Origin of the sequence: Bacteroides sp. 2_2_4, assembly GCF_000157055.1 — a bacterium.
Classification (GTDB): domain Bacteria; phylum Bacteroidota; class Bacteroidia; order Bacteroidales; family Bacteroidaceae; genus Bacteroides; species Bacteroides ovatus.
Map to the genome: position 1 here is coordinate 19,519 of NZ_EQ973365.1, position 23,897 is coordinate 43,415.

20 protein-coding genes and 2 pseudogenes are annotated in these 23,897 nt (G+C 42.0%); all 22 read left to right on the forward strand.

All coding sequences use genetic code 11. The features are described from left to right. Positions 1–2,455, forward strand: a 2,455-nt coding sequence (locus BSCG_RS07070; RefSeq protein ID WP_083793668.1) for a SusC/RagA family TonB-linked outer membrane protein, incomplete at its 5' end; no start/stop codon positions are given. 12 nt (positions 2,456–2,467) lie between these two features. Further along, on the forward strand, positions 2,468–4,129 hold the full coding sequence (locus BSCG_RS07065) for a RagB/SusD family nutrient uptake outer membrane protein (protein ID WP_008776798.1): 1,662 nt from the start codon (positions 2,468–2,470) through the stop codon (positions 4,127–4,129). Positions 4,130–4,222: 93 nt separating this feature from the next. Then, positions 4,223–4,633, forward strand: a complete 411-nt coding sequence (locus BSCG_RS0127675; RefSeq protein ID WP_255421438.1) for a Spi family protease inhibitor — start codon at positions 4,223–4,225, stop codon at positions 4,631–4,633. Between the two features lie 33 nt (positions 4,634–4,666). Then, entirely contained in the window at positions 4,667–5,656 is a 990-nt protein-coding gene (locus tag BSCG_RS0127680; protein WP_175285330.1) for a C10 family peptidase, read from the forward strand. Positions 5,657–5,778: 122 nt separating this feature from the next. Then, complete coding sequence (locus BSCG_RS07060; protein WP_139016503.1) at positions 5,779–6,054, forward strand: hypothetical protein; 276 nt, start codon at positions 5,779–5,781, stop codon at positions 6,052–6,054. A gap of 6 nt (positions 6,055–6,060) precedes the next feature. Next, complete coding sequence (locus BSCG_RS07055; RefSeq protein WP_008776801.1) at positions 6,061–6,420, forward strand: hypothetical protein; 360 nt, start codon at positions 6,061–6,063, stop codon at positions 6,418–6,420. Positions 6,421–6,449: 29 nt separating this feature from the next. Further along, positions 6,450–7,922 (forward strand): glycoside hydrolase family 30 protein, encoded by a 1,473-nt coding sequence (locus tag BSCG_RS07050; RefSeq protein WP_008776802.1) that lies wholly within the window; start codon positions 6,450–6,452, stop codon positions 7,920–7,922. 336 nt (positions 7,923–8,258) lie between these two features. Further along, complete coding sequence (locus BSCG_RS07045) at positions 8,259–9,764, forward strand: sulfatase (RefSeq protein WP_008776803.1); 1,506 nt, start codon at positions 8,259–8,261, stop codon at positions 9,762–9,764. A 2-nt stretch (positions 9,765–9,766) separates the two neighbouring features. Beyond that, positions 9,767–10,116 (forward strand): annotated as a pseudogene (locus BSCG_RS30935) (nitroreductase); the annotation flags it as partial. A 61-nt stretch (positions 10,117–10,177) separates the two neighbouring features. Further along, a pseudogene (locus BSCG_RS07040) lies at positions 10,178–10,699 on the forward strand (EamA family transporter). Between the two features lie 899 nt (positions 10,700–11,598). Beyond that, complete coding sequence (locus BSCG_RS07035) at positions 11,599–12,165, forward strand: DUF3575 domain-containing protein (protein WP_032849669.1); 567 nt, start codon at positions 11,599–11,601, stop codon at positions 12,163–12,165. A 92-nt stretch (positions 12,166–12,257) separates the two neighbouring features. Next, on the forward strand, positions 12,258–13,922 hold the full coding sequence (locus BSCG_RS30540; protein WP_234116396.1) for a hypothetical protein: 1,665 nt from the start codon (positions 12,258–12,260) through the stop codon (positions 13,920–13,922). An 86-nt stretch (positions 13,923–14,008) separates the two neighbouring features. Then, positions 14,009–14,632: a fimbrial protein gene (locus BSCG_RS30545; RefSeq protein WP_008776811.1), complete on the forward strand. Its 624-nt coding sequence runs from the start codon at positions 14,009–14,011 to the stop codon at positions 14,630–14,632. Between the two features lie 30 nt (positions 14,633–14,662). Then, a complete protein-coding gene (locus tag BSCG_RS30550) occupies positions 14,663–15,187 on the forward strand; it encodes a hypothetical protein (protein ID WP_050428057.1) in 525 nt (174 codons plus the stop codon). 393 nt (positions 15,188–15,580) lie between these two features. Continuing rightward, complete coding sequence (locus BSCG_RS07030) at positions 15,581–16,405, forward strand: FimB/Mfa2 family fimbrial subunit (protein ID WP_229077592.1); 825 nt, start codon at positions 15,581–15,583, stop codon at positions 16,403–16,405. 75 nt (positions 16,406–16,480) lie between these two features. Further along, positions 16,481–18,175, forward strand: a complete 1,695-nt coding sequence (locus tag BSCG_RS30555) for a fimbrial protein (RefSeq protein WP_008776814.1) — start codon at positions 16,481–16,483, stop codon at positions 18,173–18,175. 28 nt (positions 18,176–18,203) lie between these two features. Further along, the gene (locus tag BSCG_RS0127720; protein WP_050428058.1) at positions 18,204–18,815 is read left to right on the forward strand and encodes a hypothetical protein; all 612 of its coding nucleotides are present in this window, start codon (positions 18,204–18,206) and stop codon (positions 18,813–18,815) included. Between the two features lie 78 nt (positions 18,816–18,893). After that, a complete protein-coding gene (locus BSCG_RS0127725) occupies positions 18,894–20,342 on the forward strand; it encodes a BACON domain-containing protein (RefSeq protein ID WP_139016504.1) in 1,449 nt (482 codons plus the stop codon). Further along, positions 20,287–21,504 carry a hypothetical protein gene (locus BSCG_RS28360; protein WP_008776817.1) on the forward strand — a complete coding sequence of 406 codons (1,218 nt, stop codon included), beginning with the start codon at positions 20,287–20,289 and terminating at the stop codon, positions 21,502–21,504. The genes BSCG_RS0127725 and BSCG_RS28360 overlap by 56 nt, the downstream gene beginning before the upstream one ends. Positions 21,505–21,785: 281 nt before the next feature. Next, the gene (locus tag BSCG_RS29735; protein ID WP_008776819.1) at positions 21,786–22,031 is read left to right on the forward strand and encodes a hypothetical protein; all 246 of its coding nucleotides are present in this window, start codon (positions 21,786–21,788) and stop codon (positions 22,029–22,031) included. 272 nt (positions 22,032–22,303) lie between these two features. After that, positions 22,304–23,077 carry a peroxiredoxin family protein gene (locus tag BSCG_RS07025; protein WP_241762157.1) on the forward strand — a complete coding sequence of 258 codons (774 nt, stop codon included), beginning with the start codon at positions 22,304–22,306 and terminating at the stop codon, positions 23,075–23,077. A 526-nt stretch (positions 23,078–23,603) separates the two neighbouring features. After that, on the forward strand, positions 23,604–23,849 hold the full coding sequence (locus BSCG_RS07020) for a hypothetical protein (RefSeq protein WP_008776822.1): 246 nt from the start codon (positions 23,604–23,606) through the stop codon (positions 23,847–23,849). Positions 23,850–23,897 lie beyond the last annotated feature (48 nt).

Below are 23,897 nucleotides of genomic sequence, written 5' to 3' on the forward strand. Positions count from 1 at the left end.
GCTGATATTGGTTGATGGCTTTGTACGTTCCATATCAGACCTGACAGTGCAAGAAATAGAATCTGTGGTTGTCTTGAAAGATGCCGTAGCTTTGGCACTGTATGGAATACGAGGAGCTAATGGGGTCGTTTATGTTACCACGAAACGTGGAAAGACTGGCAAGCCGGTAATTAATTTCAATTATGAGTTTAATATGGGGACTCCGGTCCGTTTACCGGAAATGGTAGATGGATATACTTATGCCCAAGCTTTGAATGAAGGGTTGAAAAATGATCATCTTAGCCCCCGTTATACTCAACGTGAACTAGACGCGTTCAGAGATCGTACTTACCCAGACTTTTATCCGGACGTAGATTGGTGGGGAGAGGCTTTGCGGAATCATAGCCTTGGTCAGAATGCAAACTTTTCCATTCAGGGAGGGGGTGATAAGGTACAATATTATGCACAGTTGAATTATCTGAAAGATCAGGGAATTCTGAAGCCGACTAATGACAATGAAGATTATTCCACCCAGCTTAAATTCTCAAAGTTGAATATACGGACTAATCTTGATATACAGGCTACCAAAACCACGAAAGTGCAATTGAGTATGCTAGGTAATTTCTCAGAACACAATCGTCCAGGTGCACAGATAGATGATATCTTCACAGCCTTGTACCAGGTTCCTTCAGGAGTGTTTCCTGTTAAAACAAAGAATGAGGTATGGGGAGGTTCTACTATTTATTCTAATAATCCTATTGCTCTCATTTCAGGTAAGGGATATGCGCGTTCACAAAATCGTGCTTTGTATGCCGATATGAATATTCAACAGGATTTGAGTACTCTTACTCCCGGTCTATCTGCTTCAGTCCGAGTGGGGCTTGACAGCGATGCTAGTTACTGGGATTCCAATACTCGTAACTTTGCTTATGAGTCTTCAGTGAAAGGATGGGATGGAGAAGAAGACCAATATAAAAACTTGCGTAATGAATCTGCTTTGAGTTTTAGCAGCAGTACAGGAGAAATTGTCCGCCGCTTTAACTTTAATGCCCAATTAAATTATGATAGAAATTGGGGATTACATCGGCTGAATACAGTTTTACTTTATGCTATGGACCGGATGGATCGTGATGGACAGAATGCTTCCCGGGCATATATGGATATGGTTGGACAAGCGCATTATAGCTATAAAAACCGTTATTTACTTGATTTTGCTTTATCGGGTTCGGCATCCAGTGTTTTGGAACCGAATCATCGTTGGGGAATATTTCCGTCAATAGGTGCTGGTTGGATTCTTTCAGAAGAAAGCTGGATGAAAGGAAAATCGGTTGATTTCTTAAAATTGAGAGCATCTTATGGTATAGTTGGAAGGGCGGATTTTGGGGTAAATCTGTATAAGTATTATATGGGAAGTGGTAATAGTTATTATTTCAAGGATACTCCGGCCAGCCAAAGTGGTATGACTGAAAAGCAAATTGCTGTAGACGGGCTTACTTATGAAAAGTCGCATAAGTTGAATGTTGGTATGGATTTCATGGCATGGAAGAAGTTGTCATTAACTATTGATGGATATTATGATCATCGGACTGATATTCTGGTAGATGGTGGTAATGCGATTTCTTCTGTGTTCGGAATGACCGTTCCCAAGCGTAATGATGGTGTTGTCAATAACTATGGAGTGGAATTAATGGCAGGTTGGAATGATCGGATAGGCGAGTTCACTTATCAGATAAGCGGGCAATTCTCCTTCAATCGGAGTAAAATTATCAACATGAATGAAGAATACCGTCCGTATGATTATTTGGAGCGTACAGGGTGTCGTGTCGGTCAAATATTTGGTTATGAAGTAGAGGGAATCTATAAGAATCAGGAAGAAATAGACCAACGTGAGGTAAAACAATATTTGTCGGAAGTACGTCCTGGTGATCTAAAACTCAAAGATCAGAATGGTGATAAACGTATCGATCAATATGATCAAATTGCTATGGGATATAATGCTACCTGTCCGGAAATTTATTATGGTTTCAATTTAGGTGCTGAATACAAGGGATTGGGAGTTTTGGCGCAATTTCAGGGAGTGGCCAATTATAGCCAAGTGCTGGATACACGAAGTGTATACCGACCATTGATTAACAATAATACAATTTCCAGATATTATTGGGAAAATCGTTGGAGCGAGAATAATCCGAATGGGACATTACCCAGGCTAACTACATTAGGATCAGCGAATAATTATAATAATAACTCATTATGGGTGACAGATACTTCGTTTTTGAAGTTACGAACATTAGAAGTTTATTATCAATTACCTGATAAATGGCTACGTAGGCAGAATATTGTGAAATCGGTGAAACTTTATGTTCGCGGACACGACCTGTTATGTCTGGATGGCATTGATATTGCAGATCCGGAGGCGTTGGGAGTTACTCATCCTGCGATGAAACAATATACATTTGGTTTTAATTTACAATTCTAAATTGGAGAGACAATGATAAAAAAAATAAAGATTAAAAATATAGTACTGCTTCTATCTTTATTGATGATGACAGGATGTGATTTTATGGATTGTGATGAGTCTGATAACTTTACCAAACAAGAGGTGCTTGATAGCTATAATCGTGTGAAGCAACTGGCAACCAATGTATATGGTTTCTTAAAAGCGGACTTTTGTTCTATAGATGGGGCCATGCTGGATGCGGCTACGGATGATGCCGTCCATATTTACAAGTCTTCCAATATCCAGCGGTTTGTGGATGGTACATGGTCTGCCAATAATTTGGTGGATAATGTATGGGGACATTATTACAAAGGAATTCGGGCAGCCAACTTCTATTTGAAGGAAACTGCCGGACTGACATTTGATGAATGGAAATATTCGGATGATTATGAGGCTATAATGAAAGAGTTTACTAATTATCAATATGAAGTCCGTTTCCTTAGAGCATATTTCTATTTTGAATTAATCAAGCGTTATCGCAATATTCCTTTTGTACTAGATGTCTTGGCACAGAATGAAGCTAACGGGGTAAATCCTGAATCTTATGAGAAAATTGCTAAATTCATCGTGGATGAATGTTCGGATCTTGCACAGATTTTGCCTGTGAATTATGATAATTTCAGTACAAAAGAGAAGGGACGTGTTACGCGGGCAGCTGCTATGGCATTAAAATCGCGTGTTACTTTGTATATGGCCAGCCCTTTATTTTCAGAAGATAGTGAAGATAAATGGAAACAAGCCGCAGAAGCTGCTTATGATATTATTAAACAGAAAACAGATTTAGGCTTGGACTTGGTTCCTTATCCTCAAATATTTAATGACGTTAATAATCAGAAAGCTGAGGTGATATTGTATCGTCCGACAGGTGAGAGCGGTGACTTTGAGAAGGCTAATTTTCCTATTGGAGTGGAGGGTGGAAAGACATCTACCTGTCCGACACAAAACTTGATGGAAGCGTATGATATGAAGGATGGTACTCCTTTTGTATGGAATAATCAGTCAGATCCATACGATAATCGTGATCCTCGTATGAAATATACGATTGTTTGCAATGAAATGAAATGGCCTGTAGACCCTGTGGAAATATGGGAAGGAGGAACTAACGGATTGCCATTGCAGAATGCCACTACTACAGGATACTATTTGAAAAAGTATGTAAATAACACGATTAGTTTCGAGGCTGGTAGCACTGTTACGAAAAAACAGCATAATTGGGTATTGTTCCGTTATGGTGAGATTTTGCTTAATTATGCAGAAGCTATGATTAATGCTTTTCATGATCCCAACTATAAAGATGCTGTTTACAACATGAGTGCGCGTGAAGCGGTAAATCAGATTCGTGGTCGTACAAATATTTCGTTGCCCGGTTTTCCGTCGGATATTACAGAAAAAGATTTCGTTAAACGCCTGAAGAATGAGCGTCGTGTTGAGTTAGCTTTTGAAGGTCATCGTTTTTGGGATGTACGTCGCTGGAAGGAACTGGGACAGACGGCCAATATATATGGAGTAAAAATAACGAAGAATAATGAGGTAATCAGTTATGAGAAATTCTTACTCGAAACCCGTGCGGTAACTGATAATATGTATTTTTATCCTATACCCAATACAGAACGCTTTAAAAATCCGAATTTGGGACAGAATCTCGGATGGTAATTATAAAAAGAATATTGGAGTGTCTCCCCGGTAGGAGAGAATACTCCAATATCCAGTTTTTAACTACACCAACGTGGTCTAATGCTCTTTTTTATGAAATATATTTTTTTCTTTCTTATATTATTTTCCTCAAAGCATATTCTTCTTGCTAATGAAATTACAATGGAGCAGGCTAGAAAAGTGGCTATGAGTTTTTTTTGTGAAACGATACGATCCCGTGGTGGAATTCCCAGACTTCAGCTCGTCTGGGATGGTGAAAGTACTACTACGAGAGGTGGATCATCTCCCGCATTTTATGTGTTTAACCGTATGGATAGTGATGGGTTTGTGATTATCTCGGGAGATGATGTTACCATGCCGATATTAGGATACTCTTGCTCGAATCATTTTGTAGTTGAAAATATGCCTCCCAACTTGCTTGATTGGATGGATGAATTACGCAATCAGATTAATGCGGTCCGGGAGGAACATGTTGTGGGCACTTCTTATATTTCGAAAGCTTAGACGCGGGCATCAGACGCTATTGGTACGCCAATAGTGAAATTAACCACAGCCTTGTGGGACCAGCAAGCGCCTTTCAACAGACTATCTCCGACAACCAGTGACGGAAAGTCAATTACCGGCTGTGTAGCTACTGCAATGGCGATTATTATGCAATATTATCAATGGCCGGATCAGGGTGTAGGAACTGTACCTGCTTATACTCTACAAGCTGATAAGAATACCCAGATACCAAGCAAAACTTTTGATCGTCCTTATGTTTGGAGCAAGATGCCGGTAAAAGTTGATAAGAATTCGGATACTGATATAAAGGATGAGGTTGCAACTCTTATATATGATTGTGGCATTATTTCAAAGTCACAGTTTGGCAGGAAGTCTACGTGGGCATATTACGAGAATGCACTGGAAGGTATGATAAAGTATATGAAATATAATAAGGGGACTCATATGCAGAATCGGGCTACCCGTGTTATGAGTGAATGGCATCAGATGTTAAGGAAAGAACTTGATGCAAAAAGGCCGATTCTATATACAGCTTCTACTAAATCCGGTGGAGGGCATATGTTTGTAATAGATGGCTATACCCAGAAAAATTATTATCATGTTAATTGGGGGTGGAGTGGAAGTTCGAATGGTTATTACTTATTGACTGTTATGGATCCGTCAAATCCGGGTTCCGGCAGTTCTAGCGGTGGATACACTCAAGAGCAAGCTGCTTTTTTTAACTTGATACCAGATAAGGATGGCACCTCTGCTTTTACAGATAATTTGGTTCTTATTAGGAAGGAAGTGAATGGTGTCTATTATGAAGGACTTGTAATGGATGCTGTTAATATTCAGCCAGAACAAGAATTTAAAATAAGTATAGGAGCTGTTTACAACATCGGACGGTCAGCTTTTGACGGAAACCTGAGAATAGCTTTAGTAGGCAAGAACGGAACTATAAAAGAATATATATCGAGGAAATCCCTGTTAAGTATCCGGCAGACTCTTACCATAGTGAAACAGACTGTTTCTGTAAAATAACCCTACCAATAAAGGCCGGAGATCGGATTAGAGTATATTACAAGGGTAAATATTCAGAGGATTGGGAATATTTGCGGGGTGGCTCACTATTGAAATCTGAAATTATTCTCAAGGAGGAAGATATGCCTTTGGAAAAAATGACCAGTTTTGCTTATGATAAGAAAAATAAGAAGATTAGTCTGAAGACTTGTCCCCAGGTAGAGTATCAGGTGCTCTCACTAACTAATAACGTGGTATTTTCAGGAATTACTAATGATGATAACCCGGAGATTCGGATTGATACAAGTGAGTTGATTGACAGAGAGTATGTCATTGTGCTCCGGAAGAAAATAGAGGATGAAGACGAGTATGAAGAAAAAAGAATACGTTTTGCAATAGGTAATCAAAATAAGAAATAGGAGAATATGAAGGAGATATTGAAACATATTGGACTGACTTTAATTTTTTTCATGGTATATTCATGTAGCGGTGGAGAGGATATTTTGCAGGAGGGACCGGAAGAAGACCCTTTTAAGGACTATTGCCTTGTAACAATAGAGCATAGCGGGAAATCATTTGGTTTTCTTGAATTTACAGGCAGTAAACTGTCTGGTAATATTCAATGGGGAGATGATAAATCTGAGATGTTTGCAGGAAAAAACACTCCGTCACATGTATATCAGACCGCGGAGGAACATATTATCGTCATAAAAGTTCAACAGGCTGATGGGATTATGTTGCCAAGTATCGAGGGGGTATCTCGGATAAATTTATCTGATTTTTAGTTAATTGAAATATTCTAAAAAAGGAGAAAATGAAAAGAATAATTTTTATATTTATAGTTTTGTTGATGGGGGTGGAAAGTGTATCTGCCCAGTCCTGCACATGGATCTACAGCACGGAAGGAAATATGTGGAAAGAATCGAAAATCAGATTACAATTAAAGCCTGATAAGGAACCCGCTTTAAAGGTGGATACAACAGAAAGCATTCAGGTATTCAAAAGATGGGGAACTTGTCTCAACGAACTGGGATGGGATGCTTTGAATTTGTTGCCCTTTGAACAACAGAAGGAAGTATTAAGTAATCTTTTTTCAAAAGAAGGCGCTTTACGTTTTTCCATGGGGCGTATACCGATGAATGCCAATGATTATGCACGGGACTGGTATAGTTGTGATGAAGTGTCCGGTGATTTTCAGTTAAAGTACTTTTCTATAGAACGTGATAAGAAGACAATTATCCCTTTCTGTAAAAGAGTTCTGCACTGTAATCCTGATGTAATCTTTTGGGCATCTCCTTGGTCACCGCCGTCCTGGATGAAGGTTAACCATTATTATTCAGTACGTAGTTGGAATGGACAGAATAAAATGTCTCCTTTGTCTGATGTTGTTCTATATGAAAATACTACGGGGAAGGATGCTGCATATTATCCAAAGCAATTGGCTGTGAATGATTATTTTATTCAGGATTCTCGTTATTTGAAAACCTATGCCAATTATTTCTGTAGGTTTGTTTCTGCCTATCGGGAAGAGAATATTTCCATATCAAGAGTGATGTTTCAGAATGAACCATGGGCATATACCATTTATCCGGGTTGTGCATGGACGCCTGAGGGGATTATAAGATTTAATGTCGAATATTTGGCGCCAGAGTTAAAGAAACAACACCCGGAGGTTTCACTTTTTCTTGGAACACTCAATACCAATCGTTTTGATGTTGTAGATAAGATTCTGTCAGATTCTCGTATGAAAGATGCAGTGGAAGGATTAGGATTTCAATGGTGGGGAGGACAGATTTTGCCTGCTATCCGCAAGAAATATCCGTATTATAAGTATATGCAGACAGAGAGTGAATGTGGTTCAGGAACGTTTGATTGGAAAGCGGCAGAACATACATTTAGGTTGATCAATCATTATATAGGTAATGGTTGTGAGGAGTATACTTTTTGGAATGCGATTTTATCTGACGAAGGAAAAAGTAGCTGGGGATGGAAACAAAATGCTTTGATTCGTGTAGATTCTAAAACCGGGACTATTACGTATACACCAGAATACTATGCGGTGAAGCATTTTTGCAATCAGGTTGTTTCAGGTACAAGGGTTTTACAATATAAAGAGAAGGGGGAGGATAATTTGTCTGTTATTGCTTTCTTGACTCCAGAAGGTAAATATTTGATAGTAGCAGGTAATTATGGTGATGTTGCGCAGCAAATGACGGTACAATTAGGGGAGAAGCATTTAAATGTAACTTTACAGGCACATTCTTTTAATACGTTTGTTGTGAAATAATTGCTATTTTATATTACGACTATCATAAAAAGACATGTTTTCTATGTAATAGGAGCTTTCAATCCTTTGTCTGTCTCGGACGCTACTTGAAAATATATTGCTCCCAATAAAGGAACAGTTTTTATACGATTGGCACGGACTGAGACAGGTAATGCTCTGATGGACTAATTATATAATTTATGAAAAGGTGAAATGAAAAAATGTACTTGGTCGAAAAATATTCGGAGAGGGTAAAAGTGACGAAAGCTATATTGGAAAAAGAAGAAAGTAGAGAAGTCAGAATGGAATATTCTATTTTTAGGTAGTTTGAGAGATTTTTAATCATAAAATGTAAGCATGCTCTTATTTAATTTTCTAGTAGCAACTTCGTCAATGATTGGCGATTATCAAGAACGTCCCAATATCATTGTTTTTTTGGTAGATGATATGGGGCTTATGGATACTTCTGTTCCTTTTTTGACAGATGAGAATGGAAATCGGGTACGTCATCCATTAAATAATTGGTATCACACCCCTAATATGGAGAGAATGGCGAAACAAGGTATCTGTTTTTCCACTTTTTATGCGCAAAGTGTGAGTTCTCCCTCCAGGGTTTCGCTTTTGACAGGACAAAACGCTACAAGACATCGTACTACTAATTGGATTAACGCTGAAAGTAATAACCGTACTCCTTTTGGGCCTCCCGCTTGGAACTGGAAAGGATTAACAAAAAATACTCCAACTATGCCCAAGGTTTTGCGACAGGCCGGATATAAGACAATTCATATTGGAAAATCTCATCTAGGTTGTATGAACAGTGAAGGTGAAAACCCATTGAATCTAGGTTTTGATGTCAATATTGCAGGTGCGGGAATCGGACATCCCGGCAGCTATTATGGTGAGTGGGGGTATGGCCATATTAAGGGAACAAGAGCTAGAGCAGTTCCTGATTTGGAGAAGTACCATGGTACGGATACTTTCTTGACTGAAGCGTTGACAATAGAAGCTAATCGTGAGATAGCTAAAGCTGTAAAGGAAAAGCGTCCTTTTTATTTGAATATGTCTCATTATGCTGTCCATGCACCTTTTCAGGCTGATAAAAGTTTTCTGTCCCGTTATACAGATCCAAATAAGAAGGAACAGGCCAGGGCCTTTGCTACATTGATAGAAGGCATGGATAAGTCTTTAGGAGACATCATGGACCAACTTGAAAAATTGGGAATTGCGGAAAACACTTTGATTTTCTTTTTGGGAGATAACGGTGGAGACGCACCTTTAGGAGAAGAACGGGGATATGGTTCTTCCGCTCCATTGAGAGGAAAAAAAGGTACGGAGTTTGAAGGTGGTATGCGTGTGCCTTTTATTGTGAGTTGGGCAAAGCCCCGAAAAGGTAATAAATTTCAGAAACGTTTACCAATTAAAGTTGGAGGTATACAAAATCAATTGGGAACGATTATGGATATTTATCCAACCGTTTTATCTGTGGCTGGATGTGAACCACCTGCCAATTATGTGATAGACGGATTCAATTTAAAAAAACAGTTAAGTGGTAAAGTAAATAAAAAGCGTTCTGAAATGTTTCTCATGCATTTTCCCCATGCTCATCGTGGTAATTACTTTACAGTATATCGGGAAGGGGATTGGAAATTAATCTATTATTATTTGCCGGAAAATCCAAAGCAACCGGAAGCAGTGCTTTATAATTTGAAAGAGGATCAGGAAGAGAAGGAAGAGCTTTCTTCTGTATTTCCAGATAAATGTAGAGAGATGATTCGTAATATGATATTCCTGTTGAAAAAAGAAGGTGCTCTTTATCCTATTGATAAACTGGGAAATCAGTTGGAACCATTTGTTTATTTCTAATGACACTGTCCAAGCAACAGCATATGCTGACACAGAGTGGGTTGTTAATCCTGCCCTTCTTCCGCCAGAAACAAAGTCCGTTGCTCTAACCCTAAGAGTAAAGCTCGTTCAACTACTTCGCTTCGGCATGGTGCGTATTGGAAAATATGCACCATGCCGCCACCGTTGAAAGATTGGGAACTATATTCCACATTCCCGTTGCCGACGAAGTGGAAAAAGTCAAAGGGATAGTAGGTGCTCCCGAAGATTGTGAGTTTACCAGTCTGCTTATGGTGGGCTATTCTGCAGAAAACGCCTTCCTGCCCGAACAAAAAGAATCGATGTCGAGGAGAGAATACATACGAACGTCTGATAACGCTATAAAATAAGGGTATGTTTTGATATTATCGGCAAAGATCTTGTTCAGTGTCAGTATGCCGATATTCAAATACCTGTTGACCTCGTAATGCTGCCGGAAGCGATTATCGTCATGCGGGCGATTTTCGTCTGCATGATGTTTTGGTTTGCGTCCCTCTTCATGCCGAAAGAAAAAGCCCTGCCTTCCGTGACGATGATGAAATGGATGTTTCTGTTTTCCACATTGGCACTCGCTTTGTTTTGTCTCCCGCATGTGCAACATGTCCCTATATTCCATCGGGAAACATTTAACATGACGCAGCTGTGCGCGCTTCTTTATCTGCTGTTCAGAGTCACGTTCGTTACGTTCATGCTCATCCCGATGGCATTGAAACACATTCGTCCTATACAGCCCAGCATGTATAATTACGCACACCCCATCGTTGCTTCCGTAATTGCCATTGCTGTTGGGTAGGACACACTCTCGATACAGAAACTATTGTCGACGGCTTTGGTATTTATCGGTGTTTACTTTGTGACAAAGACTAAGAAAAGGGGAGGTATAAAAAGCTTAGATATTGCATAAGACACGAACATAAATACAGGAAGACGGACAGATATCGTCAATTCTTACAGCGACTGGCTGTTGAACTGATCCGAGGAGGTATATGTCTATTCGCGCAACTCGCTGTTCTAGAATTACATTACAAAATACACGCCCGACCCATCGGTAGCGAATTGCGTGGTTTTCTGCTCCAAAAACTACCGCCCGATTCTGCCGGAGCTTCATTGGATTACCGACCATTTCAACGTATTTTGCTATTATATTATCATGGTATACGGCAAAGATGTGAAACTTCAATGGATATATTTTTTCAGCTTTCTGTTAAGCTTCATGAGTACAAAACAATGAAGGTTCTGCTATAATCTTTGCGTCTTGCTAATGAGTTATCTGTGCCTCTTTATAAACTGTATTGTTCATTACATGTCCATAGAGGGCTTAATAATACTTCAGTTTGTTCTTATTATCACATCGTCAGCGGACAGGGGGATGTTTATGATATTATTTTGTATCATAAAATCTTAATATATACTCTTTATATTTGTTTGAAAATTATAAAAAGAATTTCTTGATTATGAATCCAGGCCTATAACCGAAAAACGTTATTTGAAACATGTATTTTTTATCTTTTGCAGTAAGTGTTAGGCTTGTGTTAGAAATAAGGATGTATGTGCTTTGTATTATGCTGTTAGTTATATATTTACGCTTTTTATTGTTAGCGTTTATAACGCTGTTTTTTATTTGAGTAATACTGATAACACATTACTTTTGCAATCGGGAAAATCAAATTAATGTGATAGTATGAATATAGTTAATAGATTTTATGATTTTATATGTGTGTTGCTTTTTGTGATTTCTTTAATATAGTGTTTTATGTAATAAATAATATATTAAAGTAATAAAGTCTGTATCTTTTGAGTTATCCTGTTTTGCGTTATGAATTTGAATAGAAAGAAGAATTTATTCTGTTTATCTTTTACCCTGTTCTGCCTGATATGCTCCGGTGAGGTTTCCGTGCAGTTTTATTCTGTGTGTACTAATATTGTCGGTTTAGCTACAGGCAATATAAACATTGAAGGTTTTATGGCTTTGTCCTCCCATTGGTCTGTCCATCTTCCGTTACAGTACAATCCGTTTAATTTATGGAATGACGGCAAGCTAAAGAATATAACCGTTTCTCCCGGCGTCCGCTATTGGATGCGCGAAACTTACGGTCGCGGATATTTTTTGGGCCTTCACGGTGTTTTCTCTCATTTTAATGCCGGCGGTCTTTTCGGACACAGATACCGTTACCAGGGTACTGCCTTGGGCGGCGGTATTTCGGTGGGTCTGGTACGTCCCCTTTCCCGTCGTTGGAATCTGGGGTTTGAATTAGGCGGCGGTGTAGTCTGGGCGGATTGGGAGCGTTTTCGTTGTACCCGTTGCGGACGCCGCACCGGTAAGGGCAATGGCGCTCGTGTTTTACCGACCCGCACGGCGGTCAATCTCGTTTATTTATTTTAATGTCAATTCCCGATTGGAAGATATATTAAATACTCCGAACAATGAACCGAACTTTTAAATTTCTGAAATTACCAGTCTTTTTTTGTATGGGTATGTTTTTAATAATATCCTGTTCCACTTCCCGTGAACCGAAGACTATGCGTTTGTTTTTGCAGGCGAAGCGGCCTAATATCCTGTTGCCTTATGAAGAGAATGGCAGTTCCGGTATATTAGGCGAACAGGTGGAGTTTTCCACGCAGAGCGATACTGTCTCCGTTGTATCAGCGGAGAGCGTTGACAGTTCCGGTATCTGGCGGACCGCACATTTGGACCGTGTCGATGTTGTTGCCGCCCGTACGGTGGTCAAACAGGTTTCCATGCGGCGGGGCTCCGTCCGCCTTGAATTTGACGTGCAGGTTCCCGGCGTATTAATCGACAGCTGCTGGCGTCTGGTGCTTACTCCGGTATTGAGCGGTCTTGACAGTATTGAGAGCCCTCTTCGCCCTGTGGTGTTGTCCGGAAGTGATTTCCAGCGGATGCAGGAGGCGCATTATAAGTCGTATGACCAGTTTCTCAAAGGTATCATTGACCCTTCCGCTTATGACAGCATTTATCTGGACCGTAAAAGCATAGCCCGTGATATTTTCCGTCGCCAGAAGTTCTTTTATGACCTCTATGATAAGGAACGTGACCGTCAGCTGGCCTATGAGAAATGGAAACGTCTTGCACTCGACCGTCAGAATTTCTGGAACATGCGCGTGCAGGCTAACCGTACCGACTTGCATCATCGTCTGGAACGTAAAAAAATAAAGGAGAGTGTACGCTCCTATGTTGCAGGGCGTGATACTTTTGGGCTGTCTTCCAGTTACAGCCGTAAGTACCATCGTATTGCCAACTTTTGGCCTATGTACCGTATGGAGCGTAAAATGAGCCTGTCCAGCGTCCCTTCCAAATATCAGGACCTTTATTCCGGCGGTCGCAGTTTGTCAGATATACGAAACTATGTGCTGTCCTCCTCCGATTCTACAGATATTTCCCGGCACCGTTATTTCTTTGGCCGCATAGCTGAGAATGAGATGAATAGCCGTAATCGTGACGTGATCCGCGAGCGTATGATTCCTTTTCCGTATATCGATTCCGCTATGGTCCGTCAGACGGCTGTGCCGGGCAAGGACTATATTTACAGTTACGTATATTCTCTACCGGTCAAAGAAGGAATGAAGAAACTCCGTTTGCATCTTGAATCCATCGTCGAGGCCACTGATCGTAGTACGTGGCACCCCGCCCCTTCGGATACCCTGCTTTTTGTGGTAGCGTCCTTGAGCGATCTGGCGGACTACTCCCTGTTGCAGAAGTTTGCCATACCCCCTTTGGAATCAGGCTCTGATTCGGTCTTTGCAATTTCCTATACTCCCGAGGGTGAATCCTATGCTGAAGGACTCCGCTTCTTGCAGGAACGTGAATATCACAAGGCGTTGCCTTTGTTGCAGGCATATCCTGATTATAATACAGCCCTTTGTCTTACTTCAATGGGTTACCATGGTGAGGCTTCAGCCCTTTTGCCCCAGCTTCCGCGTACAGCCAGTAGGGAATATTTGTATGCCGTGGTTTGTGCACGTATGAAGAATGCAATGGAGGCTGTTGAACACCTGCTTGAAGCCTGCCGTATGAACCCTGACCTTGTCTTGCGTATTCCTCTTGACCCGGAACTGTCCGATCTTGTACCGCAGTTCGTCGGTCTTCGCCAGGAGTTGGACAAGATTGTTTCCGGAGACTAGTCATATAAATATGACACCCGTTATCAATATGCTCACTTTATCAGATGAGATAGTTCACATTTTTTATTAATTAATTTTTTAACTTTATGAGAAAGATTTTTTTAAAGAGTTTATTAACCATTTGTACATTGGTCGTTACTCTGGCTTCATGTAATAATGAAAATGATGTGCCTGAAGTACCTCAAAAGATAGGCAATGTGTTTATGAAACTGAATCTGGGTCAGAAGGCGGATACACGTGCCAATGAGGCACCGCTTGCCGCCGGTACTACTGCTACGGTAAACAGCCTGCATATCTATTTTTATAGTAATGGTGATCAAAGTATCCAAAAATATTTGAGAGTGGATAATACCACCACACCTTCCATTACTGATCTTACTACAGGTGCACAGATATCTGATGTTCCGACGGTTGCGGATAGAGTGCTTGTACGTGGTAATGTTCCTGCCGGTGTATCATTGCCTACAAGCGGTCTAATTACAACGGTTGAAAATCAGGAAATTGAAATTACAACTCAAAATAGTAGTAACAATATTCTTCTTGACCATCTTGCAGCTTCTATTCAGACCTATGCTGCCGGTGGAGGTGCTGCTCCTATTGTCGGTATGCAGAATGGTGACAAATATGCCGAGATAGAATTGGAACCCGCTGTTGCCCGTATAGAGATTGAAGGTCTGCAAGCCCGAGGTACTGTTATAGATGCTTTTTAATTATCAGGAATTTATTTGACTAATTTTTATATGAAAATGAAATTGGGAGATGGAACTTCGATCCCTGCTAGTAAATTACAATACGGGACTGACGTTTCGAAATATGAAAAGAATGCTGTCGGTACCCTTTATCTTCTGGCAAATACTATGCTTTTTGATGATTTTGAACCTACTCCTATACATGCTTCTGGAACCCCGTTATCAGTAACTCCTAATCCTTCTACTAACCGTTGGACTTATTATGCGTTTTCTAATGATGCTACGACGGCTAATGATCAGTTACAACTCGTTTTCAAACTGAATAGTTTGGTTGCAAGTGCAGGTAGTGGTATGGTTTTTCCCGTCGGTCCTCAGTTCCTGACTGTTAGAGGTTTCAAGGATAATGCCGGTAATATCGTAAAATTGGAGAAAGGTAAAATATATACTATTTCTAAAACCGATTTTACTTTCGATGAAAGCAAGCTTTCTACAGTTCCTAATACGAATGCCGTTGGCGTTTGGCTTAAAGTAACTGTTAAACCTTGGACGGTTGTTGCTGTAAAACCGAATCTCTAAGATTAGATAAAGGAATAAATAAAGTTCCCCGATTGTTGCTTATACAAATTTGCTTTTGCAGGTAAGAAAAGAGAGTCCATTTCTATTCACACGTGTACCTTTACCATGTTGGGCATCTGCAAGCTACGATTTCCCCTGCCTCGTAAGCTTGCCTTTCGGGGAACACAAAGTTGAAAGAGAATTCTCCCCGCTCTATTCATTTGTATTTAAAATATATTATTTTCAAAAAACGAGAGTTGTTTATTTCCATATATAATTAAATAATACACAGTTATTCACTTAAAATGACACTACGCATAAAATTGTATAAAGCTGTATGCTTCCTGATACTTCCCGCCCTTTTTTCTTTTCTTTTGTCGGGGTGTATTGGGGGAGTCTTTAGAAGGGTGTCCGTTGGACATTCTGTTGCAATTCACTTATAAGCCTGACGGGGCGTCTGCCGACCTTTTCAGGGACCGTGTGCAGCGAGTGACGCTGTGTGTGTATCGCACTGACGGCAGTATTGAGCATACACGGACACTTGAAAAGAATGAACTTGACCGCCTTCAAGGGGTTGAAATGTACCTGCCACAGGGTACTTATACAGTAGCTCTTTGGGCCAATGCCTCGAATACGCGTACCAAACTCGGCGGATTCATTGCCGGACAGACAATGAATGATCTTTTTGCCTCCCATCCTCAGGCAGAACGGTCGTCAACCATTTCGACGCTTGACCGTTTGCTTTTTGCCGCTGCCCGGTTGACCGTTGATGAACATAATGCGAAAACGAATGTCGTCAATTTCTCCCCCGGTACCATACGTGTAGGGGTACTGCTTGAAGGGATAAGCCTACAGCCGGTCGTTCATATAACTAATATGGCATCCGCTTTGCAACCGATGTATGACGAAACCGCCAGTAAGTGGAACCTGCATTCTGTGGTTCAGGGTAAAATATTCGGTCCGGAGGTGACTTATGAAGCTTCCACTAAACGTGCTGAAGTTTTCTCTGATATGCCGCGTTTTACGGAAAACACTCCCGGATTGGTTGAGATTATTGATCCGAATACGGGTGTTCACATTGTCCCGCCCATTTCGTTGCCCGATCTCATTCACCGCTATCATATTTCTATCGGGCCCGCTAATGAGGTGATTATTCCCATACAGATAACTTTCGGTCCGGGCTATACCCGAATCACTATCAAAGACTGGCAGAGTCAATCTGTTAAACCCGGGGTATAGAAAACAGGACGGCTGATATCCCTACTGCTAGATTGAAGTTACTATTATTAATTCATTTATTATCAATATATAATCATGCCTAACTCTATAATCACCCTATTCCGTCATCTGACCGGGAGTTTGTTGCTTTTGTTTTTAGCAGTAAGTTGTCGGCAGGACGAATCTCTTCTTCCGTCTGCGCCCGGCAAAGGCGCAACGAGCGAAGTGACACTTTCCGTCAGGATTCCCGATTTCCGGGCGGCGAATACCCGTGCTGTAGACGAGAAAGGAATAGCAGAGATTACCGTACTGATGTTTGCCGATGAAGGCGGCACGGAAAAAGTCAAGGTGAAATATGATATTCCGGGCAGTTCGTTGCGCACACCCTCGGGCTCTTCGGATACGAGAACTTTCTCTGTGCCCGTTACTGCGAGTACATACAAACGTATAGCTCTTATAACTAATGCCCAAACAGAACTGGCAGGCATTGCAGCCGGTTCCACTTATGATGCTCTTAAGCAAGTGGAGGTCACGGGCAGGTTCGGGCAAGCAGGAACGGGAACATACATCCCCATGTACGGTGAGCATGCCCCGGCGGGAGGCTTTGAGTTGAAAGCCGGTGTGTCGCAAACCATTGCGCAGGAAATACCCCTTATCCGTATGCTGGCCCGGGTGGACATTATCAACCCCATAACTTCGGGGGCCACGACAGCGGCAGGAGAGGTTTACTTCGTCAATCCTGTGGGCAACGGACGTGTTTGGGTAGATCTTGCTACATACAATACTACTTCTACACAGTCAGGATACATGACTCCCACACTACCTGTCGCACCGCAACCGGCAGTCGGTGGCGGACACCCGCTTGAGGGAATCGCAAATACCACTTCTCCGAATGTTATCACCTATTATCTGAACGAACAGTCGGCGACCGCCGGTGGCAGTCGTCCCTGTATCGTGATGCTTCTTGACTATCAGGGAAGAGAGTTCTACTACCGAATGGATTATACATGGGATGGCATTAAGGGCAGCGGTGCACCTCCTTATGAAAAGGGTAAATACATGCCCATTCTGCGCAACCACCGTTATATTTTTACAATAAAAGAAGTGAAAGGTCCGGGGTTTGATACAATGCAAGAGGCAATAACCAGTCCGGAAAACTTTACCAACCGTAACATCGTGGTGACGCCCATTGTGATAGACGAGGAATTCGCAGATATAGCGTTCAATGAGTCGGGGCATTTTCTGGCTGTAACCCGCGCAGAGATGATGCTGTTTGGCAAACACGGCGCTGCAAGTACAGAGAATCAGTTTTCCGTACGGACCAGTTACCCTGGCGGATGGAATATCGTGGCCTATAATTCAAATGGGGCAGAGCTCACAGCGTCCAATTCATGGCTTCGGACTTCTGCGGCCTTTGGTGCAGCAAACAGTACGGCTGCTGTGCAGGCTCTTACCAATGGGATAGGTTTTAGACGCGGATACCTCGAAGTACGGGCCGGCCGACTTTATACGAAAGTCAGAGTCACTCAAGGAGGTACACCTTTGGATTATGTTGCCGAGTATAACCTTGCAGGTGGTTCCATTTACGGTACTTCTTTTTCGTCATCTAATCCTCCCGGTCTATCTCCTACAGCAGCACAAACTGATGTTAATCTTCGCTGGGCTGCAAATCATAATAATAATCAAAGCGGTTATTACAATTATTTTGTTTGCAATAGCGATAATGCAATATCCCCCCCCGGATACAAAGAAGCTCTTCGAAGGTCCTTTTTTTATCACAGGCGAGGGTAAGGGATATCATCTGCCATCTCATAGGAAATTGGAGGGGATTTTCGGTAGCCATCTAAATAATACTCGGACTTATTACAAGAATGATTATTCAAATAGTGGTCATGAGGCTATTGAGTTTGGTGGCATTAAAAAAACTTTTGACGCAGATATTAAATCTATTACAGGTATTTGTTATGCCCTACGTTGTAAGAAAGCTACGGGCGATCCAAGAGGTGGACCATTAACAGACTTTCCTCGTGCTACAGATAATAGCTTGCTTTGTGCTTATCGTTACGAGCGTGGAGGTTCATTCTTACGCAATAGCCTTGATTCCCATTTAAAGGTTCAGTGTGTTTACTTGGGCAGTACATTTACTGGAGATATCAATACTATTAGCAATGAATCTTGGTGGAATACTCAAATTGCCATTCCCGATAAAGTTACGACTCGTATCTTTCCTATTACTGGTCATGTTGTCCCGCCTATTCAATCTCCCCATTCGATGATCAGTGATAATGGTGTTTCTGCTTATATTTGGTGCCAGACAGACATGAAATTAGGACCAAGTATTATACGTATCGACGACTATAGTGCGGATTTGCACTACAGCACTGTTTTTTATAATAGTGCCAATACAGTACGTCTCTTTGCAGGCGAATAGCCAGAAAATCACATATTACTGCTTTGATTGCTTGTTTAAGTTTATAAAATGATAATAAATAGAAAATATAATATCATTATGAGAATATTTATTCATCCTAATCCATTAAGATATTTTTTATTATCGGTAACTATTGCGATTGTTACATTCGGGCTCATATTTTCATCCTGTACTGATTACGAGCAAGAATCTGTTCCCGTGCCTGACCGTACAGCTGTTATTTACCTGAACTTCAAAACCGGTGCTTCATCAAAACCGGCCGCCGAAATGGACACCTCGCAAAGTGCCGAGACGCGTGCACCGATGCTACATGCTATAGATGAGAATGGTATCAATACTGTAGATGTACTTTCATTCAAGGTTGATCCTGCAGATCCTACGAATATAAAGAAAGGGACCTTCTTCTACCGTGCACAGGGTACATATAATGCGGGCACACAGACTGTACGCGTACAGTTGCTGGGAGCTTCCGAACATCAGACACTCGTGATACTCGCCAATGTTCGTGAACAGGTGAATACCCTTGCTGCCGCTTTAGGCGAACAGAAAGAGATGGTGATGAGCCGTCTCCTCTTGCCTGTCACGTCTGATGGCATGCCTGACTTAACGAACGGCATGCCTATGTGGGGAGAATTGCCCGATCAGGCTATTAATGAGACCTATGCACAATCTTCAATAACAGCTCCCACAGTGACGATGATACGTTCTTTGGTGAAAATCACCTATAAAGAGCACATTCCGCAACTACTATCTCCTGATGGTGGTAATTTATGGTATAATGGAATAAAATTTTTGGTATATAATCACCGTAGTAAAGGATGTATTACTCCTAATAACTTTCAAGTGATACCTCTTTCTGTAAGTACGCCTACTATCCCTATCGGTGCAACAGGGATACAAGGAGTGCATCATACTTTACTTGATCATTCTGCTTTGACAGGTAGTGGTGGCGAGGAATCGTTTTACATGTTTGAAGCGGACAATTCGAAAGTAAATTCAGGCTCCGCACTTGATGCTACTTGCCTTGTCGTGCAATTTCTCGGAGGTCCGGCGAGTGGTTGGCACCGTCTTGATTTTCGAGATTATATGCAACCACCTGGTAGTGGTTTTATGGATTTATTGCGTGGGTATCACTATGTGATAGAACCAAAGGAATGGGACGGCAGCATGGGAGCAGCAACACCTGAAGAAGCGCTCAAGGGGAAGTATACACTTAAATGTAAGATTGTTCCGTGGAACGAGGTACAGGGAGAGGTTAAAGTAGATGGGAACAAACGGCTGAAGGTGGACAAAAGAATATTCTCATTCCCCGGAGATCCTAATGTGACAGGCGAAATAGGTGGTACACAGACACTCACTCTCAGCACGGAAAACACAGGCGGCTGGCGCATTGATGGCAAGCCTGACTGGGTAACCCTTTCACAAAATTCGGGTACCGACGGCACACCGGCTACCGTGACACTTACCGTAGGTGTTGAACCCCGGACGTACAGACCGTACGGCAGTAATGAATCTCGTGGCCGGTAATCTGACCTATAAGATTCATCTCTCTCAACCCGATGCTTGCGGAAAGAACGGGGTGCCCAAGAAGATGCGCATCGGAAATAACGACTATTACACACACCGTTTCGGCGGATCTAACGGGCAGTGCTGGATGTTGGAGAATTCACGTGAAGGAACGCCGGATCATACATTGTCCGCCTTGCCGGGTGGGCACCCACGATATCTGTGGAATGGAATCAATTTCGCTTCTCCTGAGAAAATCGGCTTGCCGGCAGGCTGGGCTGCCCCCACGTACACGGATGTTTATAATCTGAGGAAAGCGACGTTTCCGGATGGTGCAGGGACGGGGAGGCAGCTATGGCTGCAATGGCAGAAGGATCCGGGCGTGGTTGCCTATTTTCCCACTTATGATGCAAACGGTCCACTTGTTCAGCCTTCACCGGATTGGGATCGGTATTATAATGGCAGAACTCCCGACAAATTTTGGCCGGGCGACTATCAGGCTTGGGAAACAAGACAACTGCCGCGATTGGCTTCTTATATACAAAAGCAACAGGATCATATATCCGCGTTTTGGTCGCATCAGTGGATTACTGACATTAGTATGCATTCCGGTGCCTTAGCAATACCAGCCGCCGATGGCAAGGTTGGAACCGCCTACATGGCACGCATGCCGATTGTTACGAAAGATAATGGCCCCATAAACAGTATTATTCAAATTGCTACTGATTTAAGAGAGCCCGGAACACATGCTACCCCTTACGAAAGAGCGAAAGATTGGCTGACAATCTATTGGTGGGTAGATCCAGACACGGGACAGAATTGGTCTCATGGCTATGGGGGGCGTTGGGGTAAAAAAGGATTATTGCGAAAGGCTTCGGGCAGTCGTGGTTGGTTTGGTCCCTATGATATGCCCTGGCGACTTACGCAATCTCAATTTTATACCACTATGTTGGAACGGGATGGTTATATGTCTGCTAATTTATTGCGTGGCGGAGGGTATTACTATAAGGCTAAGCGAATTGGCGGCAAAGATGAGTATGAATTTTATCCGGGTGCAAAAGAATTGATCACTTATGACCCATCATTACCTACTGGCTACTTCAATATGTATTTTCCTCACCTGTCAGGATTGGGTGCTTATCTCGAGAATTTGCTCCCTCTTCGTTTCGTGCGTAGAAATTGATTTATCGGTATCCACTATTCCGCATCGGGTTTATGGCATGTCGATGTTGTGCAAGTTTCTTCATGGATCCGTCCGTCTGGAAATGTGATTATGATGCCAATGGAGTTGTAAATATTGACAAAGAAGAAGTTTCGACCGCATCTTCCCGGCAAAAGCGATGCCGAGGTCGGACTTCGGCATGGTCAAAGTCCAACCTTGACAATACCTCCTCAGGAGCATATCCTGAGGCATGTCTGGCAAGAGGTGCAGGCTATTGTTTAACCCTTGAATAATTTGTTACAGTGTTATTCTATAAAAAAACAGAAATCACAGCTCAAAGATCAGCTTGTGAAGTATTATCCGCAAGTAGTGACCATAGGCAAAGCAAAGCCGCTGACACAAAGGAAGTGGCACGCCGCATTGCGCACGAGAACACCGTATCATCGGCTGATATGCACGTCGTTATCCGTACACTGCCGGAAATAATGTCGCAAATCATGAGTGAGCGACATCAGTCTCACCGAATGGCAGGGACAGCCGACGAATAAGAAACCCGAAAGCGGCAGCAATAAGTTCTCACCGGTACGAAAACCCGGCAAACCCGGAGAGCCCCGACTCGACACTGTAAAAGGTGTGGTGTAAGGCACAAACCTGTAAGAAGTTGTCTCATTCAAATTTTAAAAAAGGCTTTATAAATCAATTCCCTGTTTTCCTCTCCCTCTTTCTGCTACTGCTTTGCTACGGGTGTGGCAAGGCGGGGAGGCAGACCGAAATCATGCGGCATCAGAAATATCTGCTGCATGCCCTCACGACAAACAACATGGCATCTCTCCGCCAAGAGCAACGTTATGTGTCAGATACGCTGTCGGTTGACAGCCTATCGGCTTCGCCGTATATGCGCGATTATCTGTGTGCATGGGTAAACTCTTACTGTTTCCACCAATACACGGCAGAGGATTCGGCAACATCAGGAAGCCCGTTAAACGCGGCTACGGAGCAAATTTCCGCCGATGTGAAACGTCTTGCTGTGCGCCTGCTTGATGCCGGCAAGGAGAAACAATTGGAAGAGATACTACGCATCGTTTCCGGGCAGTTGCTGGAGCTAGGCATGAACAATGCGGCGGCTGTTACTGCGGCAGCCGTGATGGGGGTGGAGGCTAATGCTGCCTGTCCGGGTGATATTGCCTACCGTCTACTCACTCGTTTGCTGTTTGTAGGGAAAAAAGCTCCACGTTTATCCCATGCCGTGCCGTCAGTGTCAACTGGCCCAACATTATTGTTGTTCTATGAAACGGATTGTCCTAACTGTGAGGCTGTCCTGCGTGATCTCTGTGGTTTTTATCCTACCCTTAAGGATAAAAACATACGGGTGATCTCTATTGCTTCAGATGATAACGAAGAAACTTTTGTCTCTCGTGCTGCCTCGTTACCATGGGCGATAAAATGGTATGAGCCTCAAGGTTTCTATAGTTCTGATTTTGAATCCTATGGCGTGGCATTTACACCTACACTTGTAGTCGTGGATTCGAATGGGTGTGTGGTGGGTTCTTACCGGACATTGGAAGAAACAACTCTCATTAGAAGTGAGCTTTAGTCTTAACACAGAATGATACAAGTACGATGAACTTATTTTATTTATCAGCCTACACAGATATGCATATCGGGTACTCTGAGCTATCCTGCCCGGGAGCTAAAAATAATTTGCTGTTACTGAACTCTTATCTGACACAAATCCCCAGATTGTATAATCGAGTTCCCGGGAAGGCATGGAATAATTCTCGTCCAGCTATTCGGCAAAATCCAAAACGTGGATGGTGGAATATTCTAAAATTTCTTATTGTTTTCATCATTATTGTTCTTTTGTTCGTTCTATTATTTCTTGTGACTATATTGACTGAATAAGGATGGAAATTGGCTTGCTATTGTATATGAATATAAATATAAAAAAACAAGTGTCTACATTAATGAATATGGATGATTTATTTATATGTAAGAGTATTGATAACTTTAAAATAGCACTTGCATTACTCTGTTCACGAATTCAATTATACTACTTGATATAGTGGCGTATCTGGCATCATCGAAATAAACGGAAAGTTCGTGAGGCCCAGAAACAACTAATGCAATTATCCAATATAAGAAGTGAATTTGCGGTAGGGCAGAGTAGTGAACAGCTGTATAAATACTATCTTCATCTTAATGAGTTTTACCGTCGTGAATTAGTATTGGTCGAATATATTCTTGAACAATATCCTGATTTATTGCTCATGCCGGAATGGAAGATAGTAAAAGTTATGGAAAAATCAGAGGAATTAATAGAATTGAAACTAAGCGATATTGCTTCCTATTATCAACAAAATAAATAAAATCTGGATATTGAAGGTTAGTGGGCGATCTAACCAATTACAAAACAT

Coding starts and splice junctions, on each gene's coding strand:
- BSCG_RS07065 (WP_008776798.1), top strand. CDS start 2,468: ATGATAAAAAAAATAAAGATTAAAAATATAGTACTGCTTCTATCTTTA.
- BSCG_RS0127675 (WP_255421438.1), top strand. CDS start 4,223: ATGAAATATATTTTTTTCTTTCTTATATTATTTTCCTCAAAGCATATT.
- BSCG_RS07060 (WP_139016503.1), top strand. CDS start 5,779: ATGCCTTTGGAAAAAATGACCAGTTTTGCTTATGATAAGAAAAATAAG.
- BSCG_RS07055 (WP_008776801.1), top strand. CDS start 6,061: ATGAAGGAGATATTGAAACATATTGGACTGACTTTAATTTTTTTCATG.
- BSCG_RS07050 (WP_008776802.1), top strand. CDS start 6,450: ATGAAAAGAATAATTTTTATATTTATAGTTTTGTTGATGGGGGTGGAA.
- BSCG_RS07045 (WP_008776803.1), top strand. CDS start 8,259: ATGCTCTTATTTAATTTTCTAGTAGCAACTTCGTCAATGATTGGCGAT.
- BSCG_RS07035 (WP_032849669.1), top strand. CDS start 11,599: ATGAATTTGAATAGAAAGAAGAATTTATTCTGTTTATCTTTTACCCTG.
- BSCG_RS30540 (WP_234116396.1), top strand. CDS start 12,258: ATGTTTTTAATAATATCCTGTTCCACTTCCCGTGAACCGAAGACTATG.
- BSCG_RS30545 (WP_008776811.1), top strand. CDS start 14,009: ATGAGAAAGATTTTTTTAAAGAGTTTATTAACCATTTGTACATTGGTC.
- BSCG_RS30550 (WP_050428057.1), top strand. CDS start 14,663: ATGAAAATGAAATTGGGAGATGGAACTTCGATCCCTGCTAGTAAATTA.
- BSCG_RS30555 (WP_008776814.1), top strand. CDS start 16,481: ATGCCTAACTCTATAATCACCCTATTCCGTCATCTGACCGGGAGTTTG.
- BSCG_RS0127725 (WP_139016504.1), top strand. CDS start 18,894: ATGAGAATATTTATTCATCCTAATCCATTAAGATATTTTTTATTATCG.
- BSCG_RS07025 (WP_241762157.1), top strand. CDS start 22,304: ATGGCATCTCTCCGCCAAGAGCAACGTTATGTGTCAGATACGCTGTCG.
- BSCG_RS07020 (WP_008776822.1), top strand. CDS start 23,604: ATGCAATTATCCAATATAAGAAGTGAATTTGCGGTAGGGCAGAGTAGT.